The organism is Moritella sp. 36, from assembly GCF_018219415.1.
Taxonomy (GTDB): Bacteria; Pseudomonadota; Gammaproteobacteria; order Enterobacterales; family Moritellaceae; genus Moritella.
Genome location: NZ_CP056120.1, coordinates 4,190,716 through 4,208,098 on the forward strand (window position 1 = coordinate 4,190,716; position 17,383 = coordinate 4,208,098).

Sequence of the window (17,383 nt, forward strand, 5' to 3'; positions counted from 1 at the left end):
TATGTATTTTATATTTCAAAAACATGACAGTTTTTATAATCGAAGATGATAAACAACCAAAATAATTATATTCTTCTTCAATTACAGATAACTCACCGTGCTAATACACCTCAACAGGCAGTAATAAATCATTATGAATGACGGCTTTTTCGTGTAAATAAATAGAGAATGTCGATCCGATGCCAAGATCAGATTTTACCGTGATCTTGCCGCCAACTTCGCTAATAATACTTTGACTCACAGATAAACCTAACCCTGTACCACTACGACGTGTAGTAAAAAATGGGTCAAAAATACGCGCTAAATTGTCTTCACTGATACCACACCCATGATCACTAATATGTACCGCCGCACCAATAATATTACCGTTATCATCATGCCAGTCCTCAGTTTTAATCTTCAACAACCCTTTATCACCCATGGCATGTACACCATTCATTTGCAGGTTAACTAATACTTGTAAAAGTTGATGACGGTTCACTTCCACACAACATTTAGCATCAAGTTGCGATTCAATCTGTACATCGGCAGATTTAGTGCCAGAACCAACCAAAGTTAAACTCTCTTTTACAATCAAATTTAAGTGCTGCCAAGTGATCTCATCTTGCACCCCACCTTGACGGCTATACTGCAATAAGCTCCGAGTTATGTTACGGATACGATCAATCTGCTCATGTATCGCCTCAAGCTCTTCAGTGACTCGTTGACTGTCTTCTCCGAGCTCGAGTTGTAACAGTTCCACATTGCCGAGAATCACAGCAGTAGGGTTATTAATTTCGTGGGCAATCCCTGCGGTTAACTCACCAAGGGCTGCCAGTTTTTCACTCATCACCAACTTACTGCGCGTTTGATTTAGTAACTTAATGTATTGCTCTAACTCTTGAGTTTTATCATGTAAGCTCTGCGTTCGGCTATGGACCTTATCCTCAAGCTCCAGCGAAGCGCGTTTAATTAAATCATTACGCTGTTGCAATTGATCTAACATGGAATCAAATTGCTGACCAAAAATCGCTAATTCATGATCCTTACATAACCCCAGATCACCAATACGACGATTTAGCCCTAACGGTACCACTCTCACCACATTATGAATTTTTTCAATCGGCCTGAATAAGTCCCGTGCGCCACGATATACCAAGCCACCAGAAAGTAACAATACCGCGATAATACCCACGCTAAATTCAGCGATATTGGTTAGAAACGTTTCCAATAATGGCCACTCTAAATAACCGGTGTAGAGCATACCGATCACATGACCATTATAGTCTCGTAGCGGTTCATAAGCGGAGATGTACCAATCATCGTAAACGAATGCCCGACCAACCCAGTTATCTCCAGCAATAAGTACCTGCTGTTGCACTTCTAGAGAAACGCGGGTGCCAATTGCACGACCATTAAGCTGATCACTATTAAGCGGGACATTGGTGCTTACCCGGATATCATCCATAAAGAGTGTCACCGTTCCAATACTGTCTAGCGGTAATGTCCCATAGCTGTAAACAAGGTCTCGAATACGGTCAACAAGTTGGGTGCTATTATTCAGTAATATACCACCATCAATAATCCACTCGAGTTGATTATCACGATTAAAAATCGGGATCAAATTACGGCTAATAAGCCCTCGAGACTCCAATTTATTTTCTCGTAATAACGGGATCTGAGCTGACACTGGCAACGTACTATTTAATGCAAACAATTCATCATGATTAAGTACTTGAAAAAACGTTTGTGGTTTTCCGGTAAGTAATAACGCTTGATTCACCAACGGGAACGAGTCTAATGCTGACACAGGATGTAATACCACAAAATCTAATGCGTAATTTTCAGCTTGCCGTTTAACCCATTCTGGTAACTTGCTTTCATTTGTGCGCAATAAATGTTGGAAATCATAAGATGAAGACAGTGACGTCAAGTTCATCCGTTGTTCTTTTTGCAATAACTCTATACTGTTATGCGCAACCGCCAGATCCGATTTCACGTTCATTAATGCGTTTTGCCATGTATACGTCACTGTCCAGTACATAGTCAGTGCAAATAAAGCAAACAGCGTGATCACTATCGGCATCGATGTAAGCACCAGCAAACGATAACGTACCATGGTTCTAAAACGCTTAATCCATAACAGTATAAATTGTTTCATTTTCATAAGGCGGCTTCATCAATCCATTCTTTATATTTACGCTCTAGCGTTTTACGTGCCACGCCAAGCTTACGTGCAGCCGCTGACTTATTCCCTTCGTGAGAGTCAACTACCTGCATGATATGTGCTTTTTCTACTTCTTTTAATGTCCATGTCGTTGGATAACAATATTGCTCTTCATCACCGATGGCCTCAGACGAGCAACGACAAGGACTCTCTAGATTCGCTTCATCCATACGTATCTGGTCAAATGGCGTAATAGCCGCTCTTGGCAGCCGGGTAGCATCACCTTGCAGCTCTCGCCAATATTCCGCAGGCGGCTTGCCGAGCAAAATACAACGTTCCATCATATTCCGTAATTCGCGAATATTACCGGGCCAATCATATGCTTGCATCGCAAGTATATCTTCATGTGTCCAACTAACACTCTTCATGCCTAATTCATTAGATAGTTTTAGTGTAAAATGGTGTGCTAATGCAGGAATATCTTCAACACGATCACGCAGGGGTGGTAAGTCAACCGTTAATACATTTAGACGGTAATACAGGTCCTGACGAAAACGCCCCGCTTCGACTTCCACTTTTAAATTACGATTGGTTGCTGCGACAATGCGCACGTCAATGGGAATTTCACGCTCACCACCAACAGGTCTAATCGCTTTTTGCTCTAATACCCGTAATAACGACGATTGCATGGCAAGTGGCATTTCACCAATCTCATCGAGGAATAAGGTACCGCCGTTGGCAACGCGAAATAGCCCTTCTCGGCTTTTTTTAGCGCCCGTAAAAGCACCTTGAATATGACCAAACAATTCACTTTCTAATAGGTCTGGTGCAATCGAGCCACAGTTTAATGGTACAAAAGGACCATTACGTAGACTAAGTTGATGTAAAGCCCGCGCCACTAATTCTTTACCGGTACCCGATTCACCTTCAATTAATACAGCTGCCATAGATGGGGCAATCTGGGTTATCAGCTTTTTCATTGATAAGGTTTTAGTCGCATCACCGATAATATCGATAGGAAATGTACGTTCTATATCACGTTGCAGCGCAAAGTTCTGACGTTCTATTAAACGACGTTCGATACAGCGACTTACCGATTGCATCATTTGTTCGAGGTTGAACGGTTTTAAGATAAAGTCTGAAGCGCCTGCCCGTAACGCTTTAATCGCAGTATCTAAATCGGCATAGCCAGTCATAAAGATCACATCACTACGACGCGTTTGTGGATCAAATGCTTCGTGCCACTCAATACCAGAGCGCCCAGGTAAATTAATATCAACAATAAGTAAATCGAAATGGCAGCGCTTACGGAGTTCTTCGGCTTCTTCGATGCTACCAGCAGTATCAACTTGGGCAAATTTTTTGCTTAACGCTTTCTTTAAGATCGCGCGCATACCCGGTTCATCATCAACAACAAGTACAGAGACCGCAGCCCAAGAGGGAGAAGAAGTAAATTCAGACATAAATATAAATAACTACCGTAATTTTTTGAGTTGCGACATTTTGTCTCATATCGACTAACAAAGTCAAAGCTGTTTCAAGCCTTTATTTACGCCAAATCGAAATCAAATATCACCCACCCTTTTAAATCAACAGCTTACTTAGATTTACAGTGTTTTATATGGTTTATTTTTAATTTGGCATCTAATTTGCTACATAACGAGAAATACGGTGACTTTTCAACTAACTTATATAAATAACTTTAACGTCAGGAAGACCTAATGACTGTAAAACCGATGAAATTTATCCAAACATCGCTTGCCTTATTCGCACTTGTAACAGCTGCGGGTGTCAATGCCGCTGACGATATGAAGATCCGCTTAGCCACCACAACCAGTACTTATCATTCTGGACTGCTTGATTTTTTGTTACCTGAATTCAAAAAAGACACTGGTTATACGGTTGACGTACTTGCAGCTGGTACGGGTAAATCACTGCGCATGGGTCAAAATGGCGATGTTGATTTGGTCATGACACACGCAGCAAAATCTGAAGCGAAATTTGTCGATGCCGGTTACGGTGTACTACCACGTAAACTTATGTATAACGATTTTGTACTTGTTGGCCCAAAAGCTGACCCAGCAAAAATCAATGCCAGCAAAGATGTAGTGAAAGCATTAGCTGGTATCGCATCTTACAACGCAACTTTCATTTCTCGAGGTGATGATTCAGGCACCAACAAGAAAGAACTTGGTCTGTGGGCACAAACAAAAATGGAACCAAACTTTGGAGGCTATAAAGCAGTTGGCCAAGGGATGGGACCGACGCTGAACATGGCATCTGAGCTGCAAGCATACACATTAACAGACCGTGGTACTTGGTTAGCTTACCAAAATAAACTAGACCTTAAGATTGTTGTACAAGGTGATAAGCGTTTATTTAATCCTTACCAAGTGATTTTAGTAAATCCGAGCCGCTATCCAAGTATCAATTACCGAGGCGCAAAGATATTCAGTGATTGGTTAGTCAATCCAAAAGCACAAGCCATGATCAACAATTATAAACGTAGCGGCGAGCAATTATTTGTTGCAAATGCCAAGTCTTAATAACCGTATTAGAAACCTAGAGACTTAATGGATATTTGGCAAACCACCCAACAAGCTGTACAACTCCTCTTCAGCGGCAATATGGCACTGTGGGGAATTGTCGGTGTGTCATTTTCAGTGTCTTTACTGGCGATTGTATTGGTATTAATACCAGCATTATTGATCGCATTTGCTCTCGCCTACGGGAAGTTCCCAGGGCGTTGGCTATTGCTATCATTATTCAATACCTGTCAATCCATCCCTACGGTAGTGATTGGCTTATTACTTTACATGATGCTATCTCGTGCAGGTCCGCTCGGTAATTGGCAAATGCTATTTACCCAAAAGGCGATGATCTTGGGGCAAATGATGGTTTGTTTTCCGATTTTAGTATCCATGATGCACGCCGCGTTTCAAAACAGCGATCGCCGTGCTTGGGAAACGGCATTAACCTTAGGTGCAAGTCTACCCCGCGCATTATTAAGTTTGATGTGGGAATGTCGTTTCCCACTCCTTGCCGCTATTATCGCTGCATTTAGTCGTATTATTACTGAAGTTGGTTGCTCTATGATGGTTGGCGGTAATATTTTAAATTCAACACGAAATATTCCCACGGCAATCGCATTAGAAAGCTCGAAAGGCGCGTTTGCACAAGGTGTTGCCCTAGGTATGGTCTTATTGATCCTTGCGCTAGGACTTAATTTCTTATTATCCTTCGCTCGTGGTAAAGCCCACTTGCGCACCAATTAGACTAAGGAATCGATCGTGTCGCAAATTACTATTCAAGCAGAAGATATCTCGATTCGATTTAAAGATCGTCTGCTATTTCACATTCCTCATCTTAAGTTCGGTCCGCAAGAAGCCATTTACCTCACTGGTGCTAATGGCGTCGGTAAGACCACGTTATTAAAAGTATTATCTGGTTTACAAAGCCCTACCACGGGCAAAGTAAACTTACAGTGCAATACTTGGTTTCGCCGTTTATTTAAAAGTAACGCCAAAAATGGTGTTATTTATATGCACCAAACACCCTACATGTTTGACGGTTGCGTACTTGATAACGTTTGCTATGGATTAAAATTTACCCGAAAAGGCCGCCAAGAACAACGAAGTGAAGCGATAACAGCACTACGTATGATAGGGTTAGAGACTTTAGCTAATGAACATATTTCGGTGTTATCGGGTGGCGAACGCCAACGTGTAGCAATGGCAAGAGCTTGGGTGCTCAAACCTAGCGTGCTATTAATGGACGAATCCAGTGCCAGCATGGATACAGAATCCATTGAGCGCCAGGTGATGCTAGCCAAAGATTTACTCGATCGCGGTTCAACCTTAGTGATCACCAGCCACCAGCAAAATGCACTTACCGCACTTTGTCGCCGTCAATGGTGCATTAGCAATAGCAAACTAATCGAACGAGCTGATCTACAGCTCATCAAAAAAGATAAGGATACTTATGCCTTCGGCGGAACAAACAAGTTGGGTAATTTTAGCGGGCGGACAGGCCAGCCGTATGGGCGGTAATGACAAAGGTTTAGTTAAATTAGCCGATAAAGCCATGATCGAGCATGTCATCGATACACTTTCGCCACAAACCAGCAAGATCGCCATTAACGCAAATCGAAATCAAGACGTTTATAGCCAGTATGGCTCTGTATTTGGCGATCAGCTACAAGGTTATCCGGGCCCTTTAGGTGGTATGCATGCTGCTATTTTACATTTAAACGATGCAGAATGGATTGGTTTTGTCCCCTGTGATTGCCCACAGCTACCAAGCGATTTAGTCGCCCGTATGGCTGCAGCCTGTGAAACCAACACTGATATTGTGGTCGCCCATGATGGTGAGCATATTCAGCCAGTGGTGACGCTATTACACCGTCGCATTTTGCCGAAACTAGAAGCCTTTTTAGCGAACGGTGACCGCAAGATCATTCTATTATACCGTCAATGTAACATGCTCACGGTCGACTTTAGTGATCAGCCCAACGCTTTTATAAACTTAAATACTCCAGCAGAATTACATCAGTTTGGACAAACAGAATGAGTCAACAACAACAATGAGTCTACATCTATGAATCAGATACACGCGTCACTCCCTTTACTCGGCTTTGCTGCATTCAGCGGTACAGGCAAAACAACACTGCTCGAGGCAATACTGCCTAAGTTAGTTGCGCGTGGTATTCGTGTTGCCGTGATTAAGCATGCGCATCATGATTTTGATATCGACCAACCAGGCAAAGACAGCTACCGCCTGCGTAAAGCGGGTGCTAACCAGATGCTGATTTCATCCCGTTGTCGCCGTGCATTAGTGACTGAAACGCCGGATGAAGAAGCGACGCTACCGCACTTGATCGCACAGTTAGATCGAACTCAGCTTGACCTAATTTTGGTGGAAGGTTTTAAACAACTGAATTTTCCTAAAATTGAATTACACCGCACTGAAGTCGGTAAACCTTGGTTACATCCAACGGACAATAACATTATTGCAATCGCAGCGAATGTACCTGCGCCAGCACCTTTAGCAGAAAAAACGCCATTACCTGAGCTCAATATTAACGATCTTGAGCAGATAACCGAGTTTGTGCTCAGCTTTATTCAAGGCGAAGTGGGTGCTGTAAAGCCTGAACAACCTCAGGGATTACAGTGTGGCGACCTAACACCACAAGGTATGCTGTCTGTCGCAGAAGGTCGTGAGCGTATTCTTAGTCATATTGTACCACTTGAGCAATCACAGACTGTTGATTTAAAAGCAGCTTTGGGTCAAATTGTCGCACATGACGTACTTTCACCAGTGAATGTACCCCAACACACTAATTCAGCAATGGATGGTTATGCAGTCCGCGGTGATGATTTAGAATGTGAATGCTATAACGTTGTCGACCACGTAATGGCAGGACACAGTTACGACTTGCCACTTGAAAAAGGCCAAGCAGTACGGATCATGACAGGTGCTGCAGTTCCAGAGTGTGCCGATACAGTCGTCATGCGCGAACAAGCTGAGCAAATCGACAACACGGTGCGCTTTGATCTGAGTATGGCTGCAATTAACACTGGTCAGAATGTACGTCAAGCAGGCGAAGATTTAGCATTAGGCCAAACAGCCGTAGCCGCAGGTAGCAAGATCAGCGCGCCAGAGTTAGGCATGATAGCCTCACTCGGCATTAACCAAGTGACAGTTAAAAAACCTGTACGTGTCGCCATCTTCTCAACGGGTGATGAAGTACAGCATCCTGGTGAGACACAAAAGAATAACTGTATTTACGATTCCAATCGCTACACTTTGCACGCGATGTTAAGCCAAGCTGGCTGTGAAGTGATTGACTTGGGCATTATTGAAGACAGCGAAGCTGCATTAGAAGCTACCTTACAGCAAGGCAGCAAGCAAGCGGACTTGATCTTGTCCTCAGGTGGCGTATCTGTTGGCGATGCAGATTACATCAAAACCGTATTAGATAAGCTGGGACAAATTAACTTCTGGCGTATCAATATGCGCCCAGGTAGACCCTTAGCATTTGGCCAAATTAACGACACGCCGTTTTTTGGCTTACCGGGTAATCCAGTTGCAGTAATGGTGGTCTTCTTACAATTTGTTGAACCTGCTATCCGTAAACTACAGGGTATGGAAAGTTGGCAGCCACAAATATTCAATGCAGTTGCTACAGAACGTTTCCGCTCTCGTCCTAATCGTACTGAGTATACCCGAGGTATTTTTGATTTTGATGCTAATGGTCGTTTAACCGTGAAAAGTACCGGACAACAAGGCTCTGGTATCTTGCGATCGATGAGTGAAGCTAATTGTTTAGTTGAAATATTACCTGAACAGACGAATGCAGAAATTGGAGATTCGGTTCGCGTGATCCCATTACAAGGTCGCGTTTAGTACTCGTAACTCATTTAATCCTATTTTAGCAACGAGATAGGATTAAAAAATAGTGGCGTGCTCACATCACGCCACTATTCCCCCATCACGTTTACTCTTATTTTACGATCACTCTTACTTTTTATTACTTATCATCTGACTTTGATGATGATTCACTTTTTGGTTGATTCTCTGGTAAGTCTTTTACTTTTTCATACCAAATATCATGGTGCTCTTTTGCCCATGTTTCATCAACTTCACCCGTCACCATACCTTCTAGTGACGCTTCAATACCCACTAGACCGACATAAATGTGAAATACAAAACCACAAATAAGCATCAGCGATGCTAATACATGAACTAAGTTAGATAACTTCATATCAAGACGAGTTTGTCCGAAGATCGGAAAGTCGAGAATAAAGCCACTAAAAACAATAAACACACCACAAAATATCAGTAACCAAAACAGCGCTTTTTCACCACCGTTAGAAAAATCAGCTGATGGATGCGACCCTTTATGTTTGCCAGCCATGCCGCCCATTTTCTTAAACCAATTAATATCCACTTTGGTAAATAAGCTCTTACGCCACCATTTGATCATGACCGTGAACAGTAAAACAGCAAATAATGGACTAACATAGTTATGGTACTGTTTCGCGCCATAAATGATCATCGCCCAAATATCACGAGGGATGATAGGTTTAATCAAATGTTTACCATATACCAGTGTTAACCCAGTCAACGCAAGACTTAAGAAGGTAAACGCCATACTCCAATGCAATGTACGATCTATGAGGCTCCAACGCTTAATTTTACGCCCCGTTCGCTGCTTACTTAATCTTAATGGACCTATGGTAAAATAAGCTAATATCACTAACCCAATACAACCCAATATCGCCAATGCACCTAATGGTGATATCCACTTTTCTTTAAGAATCGACCACGCCTGTCCAGATGAACTAATTAAGATACCGTGCTCTGCTGATTTTGATGTAGTGTAACCCTCTTGCCCATCTCGTACTGCACGCCAATAATCAGCGCCAGCAAAACCGGTAAGCTCACCTTCCACCGCTGACTCACCTAAGCGTTCACTGGTTGTATTGTTATCCGCGGTTTCACTAGCAAATGCCGACAAGGTAAAGCTCAGCATTAATACACTCACTAACAAAGTGAACCAATGTTGAATTCGCTTAGTCATTAAATCTCCTCACTGTGTTTAAACCACAGCGCTAAATAGATGCCTGATTATCACTAAACAAACAGTCTATGTTTATATTACAGCTAACCTATATTTATATTAAAAAATAGTCATTGTAGGTTCGTAACCAAGTCCTGACAGCTGGCTAACTTACATTAACCAGCCTTCCCGCATTAGCTTTCTTGCGGTTTACTCGCATCATAAGCAAGGTCGACAGTACTTGCCCAACCCGCATTTTTAGCGCCACGTGCAACAACACGTTCACTGTAAATATCAGAGATCTTCGCCGCATCACCAGCAAGCAAGGCTTTAGTTGAGCAAAGCGATGCACACATAGGTAATTTACCTTCTGCAATACGGTTGGCACCGTACTTTTTCTTCTCTTCTTCAGAGCCGTCTTCTACATTCGGTCCACCTGCACAGAAGGTACATTTATCCATCTTGCCACGTTCAGCAAAGGCATCTTGTTTTGGAAATTGCGGTGCGCCAAATGGGCAGGCAAACAAGCAATAACCACAACCGATACACAAGTCTTTATCGTGCAACACAATGCCATCTTCAGTACGCTCAAAACAATCCGCAGGACAAACCGCCATACACGGTGCATCAGTACAATGCATACATGCCACTGAAATTGAGCTTTCACCCGGCTCACCATCATTCAGAGTAACGACACGGCGACGTTGGATACCCCATTCAAGTGCATCATCATTTTCGTTCTTACATGCGGTGACACAACCATTGCATTCAATACAACGTTTAGAGTCACATAGAAATTTCATACTAGCCATTTGAATGACTCCTTACGCTTTAGATATTTTACAGAGGGTTACTTTCGTTTCCTGCATTTGTGTCACAGGATCATAACCATAGGTTGTTGCTGTATTTGCTGACTCACCTGATACATATGGCGTTGAGCCTTCAGGGTAATTGCCACGTAAATCTTCACCTTGGAAATAACCACCAAAGTGGAACGGAATAAAGGCAAGACCTGGTTTAACACGACGTGTAACCATTGCTTTAACGTGAATACGGCCTTTTTCAGCACCTTCAACCCACACCATTTCGCCATCTCTGAAACCTAAATCGTTAGCATCTTTTGGATTAACTTCAACAAACATTTCTTGCTGTAATTCAGCTAACCATGGGTTTGACCGGGTTTCATCACCACCGCCTTCATACTCAACCAAACGGCCAGAAGTAAGCACAATCGGGTATTCACCTGATACATCTTTATCTTGGATTGATTTGTATAATGTTGGCAGACGGAACATCGCTTCACTGTCATTCCACGTTGGGTAATCAGTCACAAGATCACGACGCGGTGTGTATAGCGGTTCACGATGAAGCGGTACTGCATCTGGGAAGGTCCATACCACAGCACGGGCTTTGGCATTACCAAATGGGATACAACCGTGTTTAATCGCCACACGTTGAATGCCACCCGATACGTCGGTTTTCCAGTTTTTACCTTCTGCTTTTAGTTTTTCATCCGCAGTCAGTTCATCCCACCAGCCAAGTTGCTTAAGTAGTTTGTCACTGAACTCTGGGAAACCACTTTCTAACTCACAATCTTTTGAATAACTGTCGACTGCTAATAAGCTTTCGCCATTACGCTCAACACCAAAGCGTGCACGGAAATTACCGCCACCTAGGGCAACAGGTTTCGATGTATCATAAAGAATATGGGTACCTGGGTGTTTCATCTCTGGCGTGCCCCAGCATGGCCAAGGTAGACCATAAGTCTCACCGTTAGCAATACCACCTTCAGCTTCAAGAGTCGTTTTGTGGAACGTATGCCAGTTTTTCTGATGATCTTTTAGACGTTCAGGACTTTGGCCTGTGTAGCCAATCGTCCACATACCTTTATTGTATTCTCGAGTAATATCTTCGATAACAGGTTGGTTGTTCTTCACTTCAATATTTTTAAATAATTGATCTGCTAAACCTAATTTTTTCATTAGCAAATACATGATCTCATGATCAGGCTTTGATTCGAATAATGGTTCAATTACTTGGTCACGCCATTGAACTGAACGGTTTGTTGCAGTAACAGAACCTGTTGTTTCAAATTGCGTCGTCGCTGGTAGCAAATAAACATTATCAGTACGACCGTTCATCACAGCTGCAACACCAGGATACGGGTCAACAATAACCATCATGTCCAGTTTGCCCATCGCTGTGCGCATTTCTGGTCCACGAGTTTGTGAGTTAACCGCGTGACCCCAATAGAACATGGCACGAATATTATCGTTTTGCTCGATATTGTCTTTATTTTCTAATACACCATCAATCCAACGTGATACCGGAATACCGGCATGGTTCATTGGTTTTTTACCACGGTAAGCATTTTGATCAAAGCGGCCTTTTAGCCACTCATAATCAACATCCCATACGCCAGCCCAATGCTTCCAAGCACCTTCAGAAAGACCGTAGTAACCTGGTAAGTTATCAGCTAATACACCAAAGTCAGTCGCACCCTGTACGTTATCGTGACCACGGAAAATATTAGCACCACCGCCAGGTTTACCCATGTTGCCAAGCGCAAGTTCAAGGATGCAATATGCACGCGTATTATTATTACCCGTTGTATGCTGCGTCCCACCCATGCACCAAACAACACAACCTGGACGGTGTTCAGAAAGCAGTTTCGCCGTTTCATAAACATCCGCTTCTGATACACCAGAAACACGCTCTACTTCAGCAGGTGTCCATTTTGCAACTTCTGCACGTACATCGTCCATGCCGTAAACACGTTGGTGAATGAATTCTTTATCTTCCCAACCATTTTTGAACACGTGATATAACACGCCCCAAACGAAAGCAACGTCAGAACCCGGACGTAAAGACACATAGTGATCTGCTTTTGCAGCAGTACGGGTACGACGTGGATCAGCAACAACAATCTTACAGTTGTTCTTTTCTTTCGCGATAAGGATATGCTGCATCGCGACGGGATGCGCTTCAGCAGGGTTTGAGCCGATAAACAAAATTGATTTACAATTATGCATGTCATTTAGCGAGTTAGTCATCGCGCCATAACCCCAGGTATTTGCTACACCCGCTACTGTTGTCGAGTGACAGATACGAGCTTGGTGATCGACATTATTAGTGCCCCACATCGATACCATTTTACGGAACAAATACGCTTGTTCATTGTTATGCTTTGCTGAACCTAACCAGTAAACAGAATCAGGACCGGACTCTTCACGGATCTTAAGTACTTGCTGGCTGACTTCTTCAAGTGCTGTTTCCCAGCTCATTTTAATCCATTTACCGTTAACCAGTTTCATTGGATATTTAAGACGTTTCGCACCATGGCCGTGTTCACGTAACGCGGCACCTTTCGCACAGTGACCGCCCGCATTAAACGGATGATCAAATGCGGGCTCTTGACCAGTCCATACACCTTCTTGTACTTCGGCATAAATACCGCAGCCCACAGAGCAGTGAGAACAAATCGTACGTTTAATTTCAACGGGTGATTCTGGATCGACAGATTTCGCTTCAGCTTTTTTCATCATGCCCGGTGCGAACATGCCAACACCGACGGCACCACCAGCGGCAGCAATTGAAGAGTTACGCATAAACGAACGGCGCGAAATACCCAGTTGTTTTTCGTCCTTGTTGACCGTATCGGAACGTTTAGTTAATTTCATTTAGAGCTCCGCTTATAGAGAATCGTAGTAATCACGAATGTGTTTAGTTTCATGGTAACCTTTTGTATTTTTCTGCTTATCTTTCTGTTCTCGCGTGTCGACAGATGCATTAACAGAGGTTGATACACCTGTTGCAATCGCACCTGCAGCGACACCTAAACCAATATTTCTTAACAATTGGCGGCGGTTTTCATCCGGCTTATTTTGTTTACTCATCCAGTTTGATCCTCTATCGTTATTATTTTTTTACGTCGATAAAACGTATTTTTTCAATACTTAAAAATTGCAAAGCTAGCTCGGCGACGGCGCTATAAAACACCGCGTTTTTCGCCACCTTTAAATCTTGGCAAAAACGCTCAAACCAGGTATCTATATGACGATTAAAAAATTCAGCTTGTACTTTTTGATTACTTTCTGCGACTAACATCGTCATGACTTCGAGCAATGCAGCAATATGATCTTCCGGTTCTTTCACGTCTTCATCGCGTTGAAAACCCAGCTTTTTCAAATCATGGCGTAAATGCGCTAATGGCATTTCCATTAATGACCCGGTGAGGAACCAAGAACCAAACGGCACGATCTCACCGTGGCCAATACCAATAAACAAATCTTGGTATTCATCTTCAACCGCGGTTAATAAGGTCTTTTGTGACGCGAGTTTTAATAACGGCCAAGCTGCCGACATTCCCGTGGTTTGAATGAGTTCGTTCGGTGCATCCACATCTAAATTCGCTAACCAATCAATGACGTCAGCATCCGGTGCCTTACGTAATAGATGAGCAAGTAAACTATAGATATCGATACGTAATCTTGTTTCTTCAGCAACTGGCTGTGACATGTTTTGTGTTTCCATCATTTCGTTTTACACTCGCAACTGACTTGTTGGATCATCAGCCATGTCAGAAAAAATATCGCGTACACGACAGTCTTCACACATAGATAAACGGCGAATAGCATCACCCTGAAATTGTGAATGACCTTGTAATTTCTCGGTCAGCATTTGAATCATCGATGCTGGCGCAAATGCTTTACCGCAACTTAAACAGCAAGCAGGCTCTTCTTCATGGATCATCACGGTGTTTTGGCGGCTTTCAGCATCCCAGTTAACACCCGGTTTAAGACTAATCACTTGCTCTGGGCAAGCTTTTTCACATAAGCCACATTGCACGCAATCTTGCTCTTTGAACTGCAAACCGGGGCGTCCGCCAACAGCATGTAATGCACGGGTTGGGCATACAGCCACACACCCCATACATAGCGTGCAATCATCTGTTTTACATTCAACACTACCGTAAGGTGCATTTTCAGGTACGCTAGACAATGTTGGTCTAACTGTGCTTTGCGCATGCAATCTATCTAATGCACTAAACAATTTCTCACGCTTAGTCCCTGATAATTGCTCGGCTAATACACCGCTATCCATCACTGCGATCTTGTTATCTACCACAGGCAACAAAGATGCAGGGAACGCCACAAATTCAGCCGCGGAGCTAAGTTCAAACAAGCAAATGCGATCTGCTTCAAAACCAAGTTCAGTTAAGAAGTTATTCGCGATGGCTAACTCATCTTTTAAAACGCGGTCAATTGTCGCAGGCATGTAAGCAATATTCGTTGCTAACAGTACTTGATGCGCACCATAAATCAGCGCGCTAAACCATGTATCGACACCCACAGTTGCTAACTCTTCCAGTGCAATCGGGATCACATTCGATGGTAATGACGGTAATTTCGCTGCAACGTTTTCTTCATCACGGTTACCAAAGAATAAGATCGTCGGCTTTACACCTCCCGCCATTTGATAACTGTTTAACAAACGATAAATGAAGTTCTGGGTTTTCTCTGGATCTGGTAATGCATACGTGATCGCTTCTGTCGGACAAGCCGTTGCACAAGTACCAACCCCCTGACATAAGAACGGGTTAATCTCGATCGCATGGCCATTACTTGATAACGCACCCGCTGGACACGCATCAACACAACGTGTACAGCCGCTCACACCACGGGATGAATGTGCACAACTGTCATTATTTAAACGGAAATACTTAGGCTTATCAAACGTACCAAGCATGTCAGGTAAGGTTTCAATCACATCTGCAATCGCCGCTTTACCACTGCCGACAGGGTAATAACCAGGTGCAGGGATCTCGGTGTTGATAATGCTCTCGGCACTCATATCAACCACTAAATCAAAGCTATCACCACCGATAGTTACTTCCGCTAGATTGACATAGGTATCAAGTAATGTACCAGCTACGCGGCAATTCACTTCGAATGCGCCTAAGTAACCTTTTATTGTTACGTCATTACTAAAAAATACCTTAATGTCATTACTTGTTTTCGCCGTGTTTTCAGCTGCCTGCGAAGTCGCAAGGAGTGTCACTGAATTAAGTGTTGAAAATTGCGGGGCCAGTGTAGTAATAGTATCGTGCGGACCAATGATCAATAGATTCCCTCGGCTCTCGTAAGAGACCGTTGGCGGGATCAAATTCGATAATTCAACCGTACCAGCGATTGCACTTAAGCGTGCTTGACCATTGCTATCTGTAAATGTTTCTAGAATACTTTTTAACATTGCTATTCCTGTATACTCGTCACCGCAAAAATTGGTGCCGATTAAACTGCGAGTTTAGTGCCCGAAGCTCTTTCTGCCGTACGGTTTTTACCGTACTTTATGCTGTAGCTAATAGAGCAATAACCGAACCAACTTTTAACGGAAAAAAATGACCTATAAAGAACTAAAGTCAGATAAGGACAGTTGATGTACTTCCAACTGAGACATTTTGTCGCTACAAATGATCACGCCTGTATCAAATTGTCCCGATTAAAATAAGGGTTATTAGTCCCTTTATGTCTCACCTTGCTGAATAATTTTGTGATGTGGCTCATCGCAGCCTTGCGATAATTTGAAATCTTCCGTGACGGGTTCAACTGTTTCATCTTCAACAGCTGACATTTCTGCTTCTTCTGTTCGTTCAATACTGAGGTCTTCTACTTGCTCAGGTTCTTCTAATACTGTCTTAACCCAACCACGTAACTGCTTTGCGATACTATCGTCGAGTTTAGGGATATTAGAAAAGTCTTCAGTATGATCGTCCATATCACTGATATAGTTGAATTCATCTGAATGAAACAATTTAGCGAGCGCCGCTTTTTTTACTGATTTATCAACCCCCTGCTTTAGAAATGAAACGACGCCGCTGTCAAATGTCACACTATCTGCATCTGCAATTGTTAATACGTCATCACTGCTCTTGTCTGCAATATCGCTCTGCTTATCTACCGCATCATTCGTCACTTTATCTAGCGTAACGGCTTGATTAATTTCTGCGTTAGCATCATAAACTGGCTCAGAAAATTGCTTAGATTCAGTTAATTCTTCAACGGCTTCATTCGTTTCCGATAACGTTGTTGAAGCTTTGTCTTTAGCCGTCAGAGAGCGGCTAGACCAACGTTGAAAAAAGTTAGTTGCCACTTGAACGTCCTTTTTTATCTTTATAACGTTTCTTTTTAAATTCAATCAGTTCGCCATGACGCCCAATGAATGCTTCCATCCAAGCCTGAACTGGTAAGGGCATTTGAATATGTAACACTTGATAATCGCCATCCATGTAACTGCTTGCGACACTTTGCGCGACAGTGATAAGTAACGGCGATAGCTGCTCATTATTTTCTTCACAAACAATAAACAAATGCGGGTCTTGTGAACTGAGGTTAAAACGATAATCAGTTCGTTCATCGCGGTATAACGTTAATACACGCTCATAACAGGTGCCAGTGCTAGCATCGTCTTGCGTGTGGTTGTGATCATATAATTCGACATTATCAATAGACCAAGACAGCGTCGTCCAGCGTCCAATTTGCTTTTCTTCAGAGCAAAGACGAAACCTGATTGGCCAACTTGATTCGTCTTTTTCTAAGCGCTTATGTTCATCAATTTGTTGCACACATGCTCCTTTATTCTATTTTTATAATTATTTAGTATTTTTATAATTTCTT

Annotated in this window: 14 protein-coding genes and 1 pseudogene; 5 read left to right on the forward strand and 10 right to left on the reverse strand. The window is 42.8% G+C overall.

Translation table 11 applies throughout. The features are described from left to right. Nucleotides 1-100 precede the first annotated feature (100 nt). Together HWV03_RS18500 and HWV03_RS18505 are read right to left on the reverse strand one after the other, a co-directional pair. Nucleotides 101-2,146, reverse strand: coding sequence for a sensor histidine kinase (locus tag HWV03_RS18500; protein WP_211677241.1), 2,046 nt, complete (start codon nt 2,144-2,146; stop codon nt 101-103). Next, nucleotides 2,143-3,609, reverse strand: a complete 1,467-nt coding sequence (locus HWV03_RS18505) for a sigma-54-dependent transcriptional regulator (RefSeq protein WP_211677243.1) — start codon at nt 3,607-3,609, stop codon at nt 2,143-2,145. Before HWV03_RS18505 ends, HWV03_RS18500 begins: the two co-directional genes overlap by 4 nt. A 258-nt stretch (nt 3,610-3,867) precedes the next feature. On the opposite strand from HWV03_RS18505, the gene HWV03_RS18510 reads away from it, so the two are divergent. From HWV03_RS18510 to HWV03_RS18530, 5 genes and pseudogenes are all read left to right on the forward strand, one after another. Continuing rightward, nucleotides 3,868-4,692: a substrate-binding domain-containing protein gene (locus tag HWV03_RS18510; RefSeq protein ID WP_211677245.1), complete on the forward strand. Its 825-nt coding sequence runs from the start codon at nt 3,868-3,870 to the stop codon at nt 4,690-4,692. 27 nt (nt 4,693-4,719) lie between these two features. Next, nucleotides 4,720-5,421 (forward strand): ABC transporter permease, encoded by a 702-nt coding sequence (locus HWV03_RS18515; protein WP_211677247.1) that lies wholly within the window; start codon nt 4,720-4,722, stop codon nt 5,419-5,421. Nucleotides 5,422-5,496: 75 nt separating this feature from the next. Further along, nucleotides 5,497-6,195 (forward strand): annotated as a pseudogene (locus HWV03_RS18520) (ATP-binding cassette domain-containing protein); the annotation flags it as partial. Continuing rightward, nucleotides 6,128-6,715 carry a molybdenum cofactor guanylyltransferase MobA gene (gene mobA / locus HWV03_RS18525; RefSeq protein ID WP_211672916.1) on the forward strand — a complete coding sequence of 196 codons (588 nt, stop codon included), beginning with the start codon at nt 6,128-6,130 and terminating at the stop codon, nt 6,713-6,715. The pseudogene HWV03_RS18520 and the gene mobA, both read left to right, overlap by 68 nt. A 27-nt stretch (nt 6,716-6,742) precedes the next feature. After that, entirely contained in the window at nt 6,743-8,551 is a 1,809-nt protein-coding gene (locus HWV03_RS18530; RefSeq protein ID WP_211677250.1) for a bifunctional molybdopterin-guanine dinucleotide biosynthesis adaptor protein MobB/molybdopterin molybdotransferase MoeA, read from the forward strand. A gap of 124 nt (nt 8,552-8,675) precedes the next feature. Here the strand turns inward: HWV03_RS18530 and HWV03_RS18535 are convergent, their stop codons facing one another. The 8 genes from HWV03_RS18535 to HWV03_RS18570 form a co-directional block, all read right to left on the reverse strand. Next, nucleotides 8,676-9,728 carry a formate dehydrogenase subunit gamma gene (locus tag HWV03_RS18535; RefSeq protein ID WP_211677252.1) on the reverse strand — a complete coding sequence of 351 codons (1,053 nt, stop codon included), beginning with the start codon at nt 9,726-9,728 and terminating at the stop codon, nt 8,676-8,678. Nucleotides 9,729-9,901: 173 nt separating this feature from the next. Further along, nucleotides 9,902-10,519 carry a formate dehydrogenase FDH3 subunit beta gene (fdh3B, locus tag HWV03_RS18540; RefSeq protein ID WP_067046532.1) on the reverse strand — a complete coding sequence of 206 codons (618 nt, stop codon included), beginning with the start codon at nt 10,517-10,519 and terminating at the stop codon, nt 9,902-9,904. A gap of 12 nt (nt 10,520-10,531) precedes the next feature. Beyond that, nucleotides 10,532-13,387, reverse strand: a complete 2,856-nt coding sequence (locus tag HWV03_RS18545) for a formate dehydrogenase subunit alpha (RefSeq protein ID WP_211677253.1) — start codon at nt 13,385-13,387, stop codon at nt 10,532-10,534. Nucleotides 13,388-13,399: 12 nt separating this feature from the next. Continuing rightward, complete coding sequence (locus HWV03_RS18550; RefSeq protein ID WP_211677255.1) at nt 13,400-13,603, reverse strand: twin-arginine translocation signal domain-containing protein; 204 nt, start codon at nt 13,601-13,603, stop codon at nt 13,400-13,402. A gap of 22 nt (nt 13,604-13,625) precedes the next feature. Next, nucleotides 13,626-14,225, reverse strand: coding sequence for a TorD/DmsD family molecular chaperone (locus HWV03_RS18555; RefSeq protein ID WP_249185375.1), 600 nt, complete (start codon nt 14,223-14,225; stop codon nt 13,626-13,628). A 24-nt stretch (nt 14,226-14,249) separates the two neighbouring features. After that, on the reverse strand, nt 14,250-15,959 hold the full coding sequence (locus tag HWV03_RS18560; protein ID WP_211677257.1) for a 4Fe-4S dicluster domain-containing protein: 1,710 nt from the start codon (nt 15,957-15,959) through the stop codon (nt 14,250-14,252). Between the two features lie 273 nt (nt 15,960-16,232). Beyond that, entirely contained in the window at nt 16,233-16,859 is a 627-nt protein-coding gene (locus HWV03_RS18565; RefSeq protein WP_211677259.1) for a DUF3306 domain-containing protein, read from the reverse strand. Then, nucleotides 16,849-17,331, reverse strand: a complete 483-nt coding sequence (locus HWV03_RS18570) for a DUF3305 domain-containing protein (RefSeq protein ID WP_211672924.1) — start codon at nt 17,329-17,331, stop codon at nt 16,849-16,851. Before HWV03_RS18570 ends, HWV03_RS18565 begins: the two co-directional genes overlap by 11 nt. Between the last annotated feature and the right edge of the window lie 52 nt (nt 17,332-17,383).

Coding starts and splice junctions, on each gene's coding strand:
- fdh3B (WP_067046532.1), bottom strand. CDS start 10,519: ATGGCTAGTATGAAATTTCTATGTGACTCTAAACGTTGTATTGAATGC.
- HWV03_RS18510 (WP_211677245.1), top strand. CDS start 3,868: ATGACTGTAAAACCGATGAAATTTATCCAAACATCGCTTGCCTTATTC.
- HWV03_RS18560 (WP_211677257.1), bottom strand. CDS start 15,959: ATGTTAAAAAGTATTCTAGAAACATTTACAGATAGCAATGGTCAAGCA.
- mobA (WP_211672916.1), top strand. CDS start 6,128: ATGCCTTCGGCGGAACAAACAAGTTGGGTAATTTTAGCGGGCGGACAG.
- HWV03_RS18545 (WP_211677253.1), bottom strand. CDS start 13,387: ATGAAATTAACTAAACGTTCCGATACGGTCAACAAGGACGAAAAACAA.
- HWV03_RS18550 (WP_211677255.1), bottom strand. CDS start 13,603: ATGAGTAAACAAAATAAGCCGGATGAAAACCGCCGCCAATTGTTAAGA.
- HWV03_RS18555 (WP_249185375.1), bottom strand. CDS start 14,225: ATGTCACAGCCAGTTGCTGAAGAAACAAGATTACGTATCGATATCTAT.
- HWV03_RS18515 (WP_211677247.1), top strand. CDS start 4,720: ATGGATATTTGGCAAACCACCCAACAAGCTGTACAACTCCTCTTCAGC.
- HWV03_RS18530 (WP_211677250.1), top strand. CDS start 6,743: ATGAATCAGATACACGCGTCACTCCCTTTACTCGGCTTTGCTGCATTC.
- HWV03_RS18535 (WP_211677252.1), bottom strand. CDS start 9,728: ATGACTAAGCGAATTCAACATTGGTTCACTTTGTTAGTGAGTGTATTA.
- HWV03_RS18505 (WP_211677243.1), bottom strand. CDS start 3,609: ATGTCTGAATTTACTTCTTCTCCCTCTTGGGCTGCGGTCTCTGTACTT.
- HWV03_RS18500 (WP_211677241.1), bottom strand. CDS start 2,146: ATGAAAATGAAACAATTTATACTGTTATGGATTAAGCGTTTTAGAACC.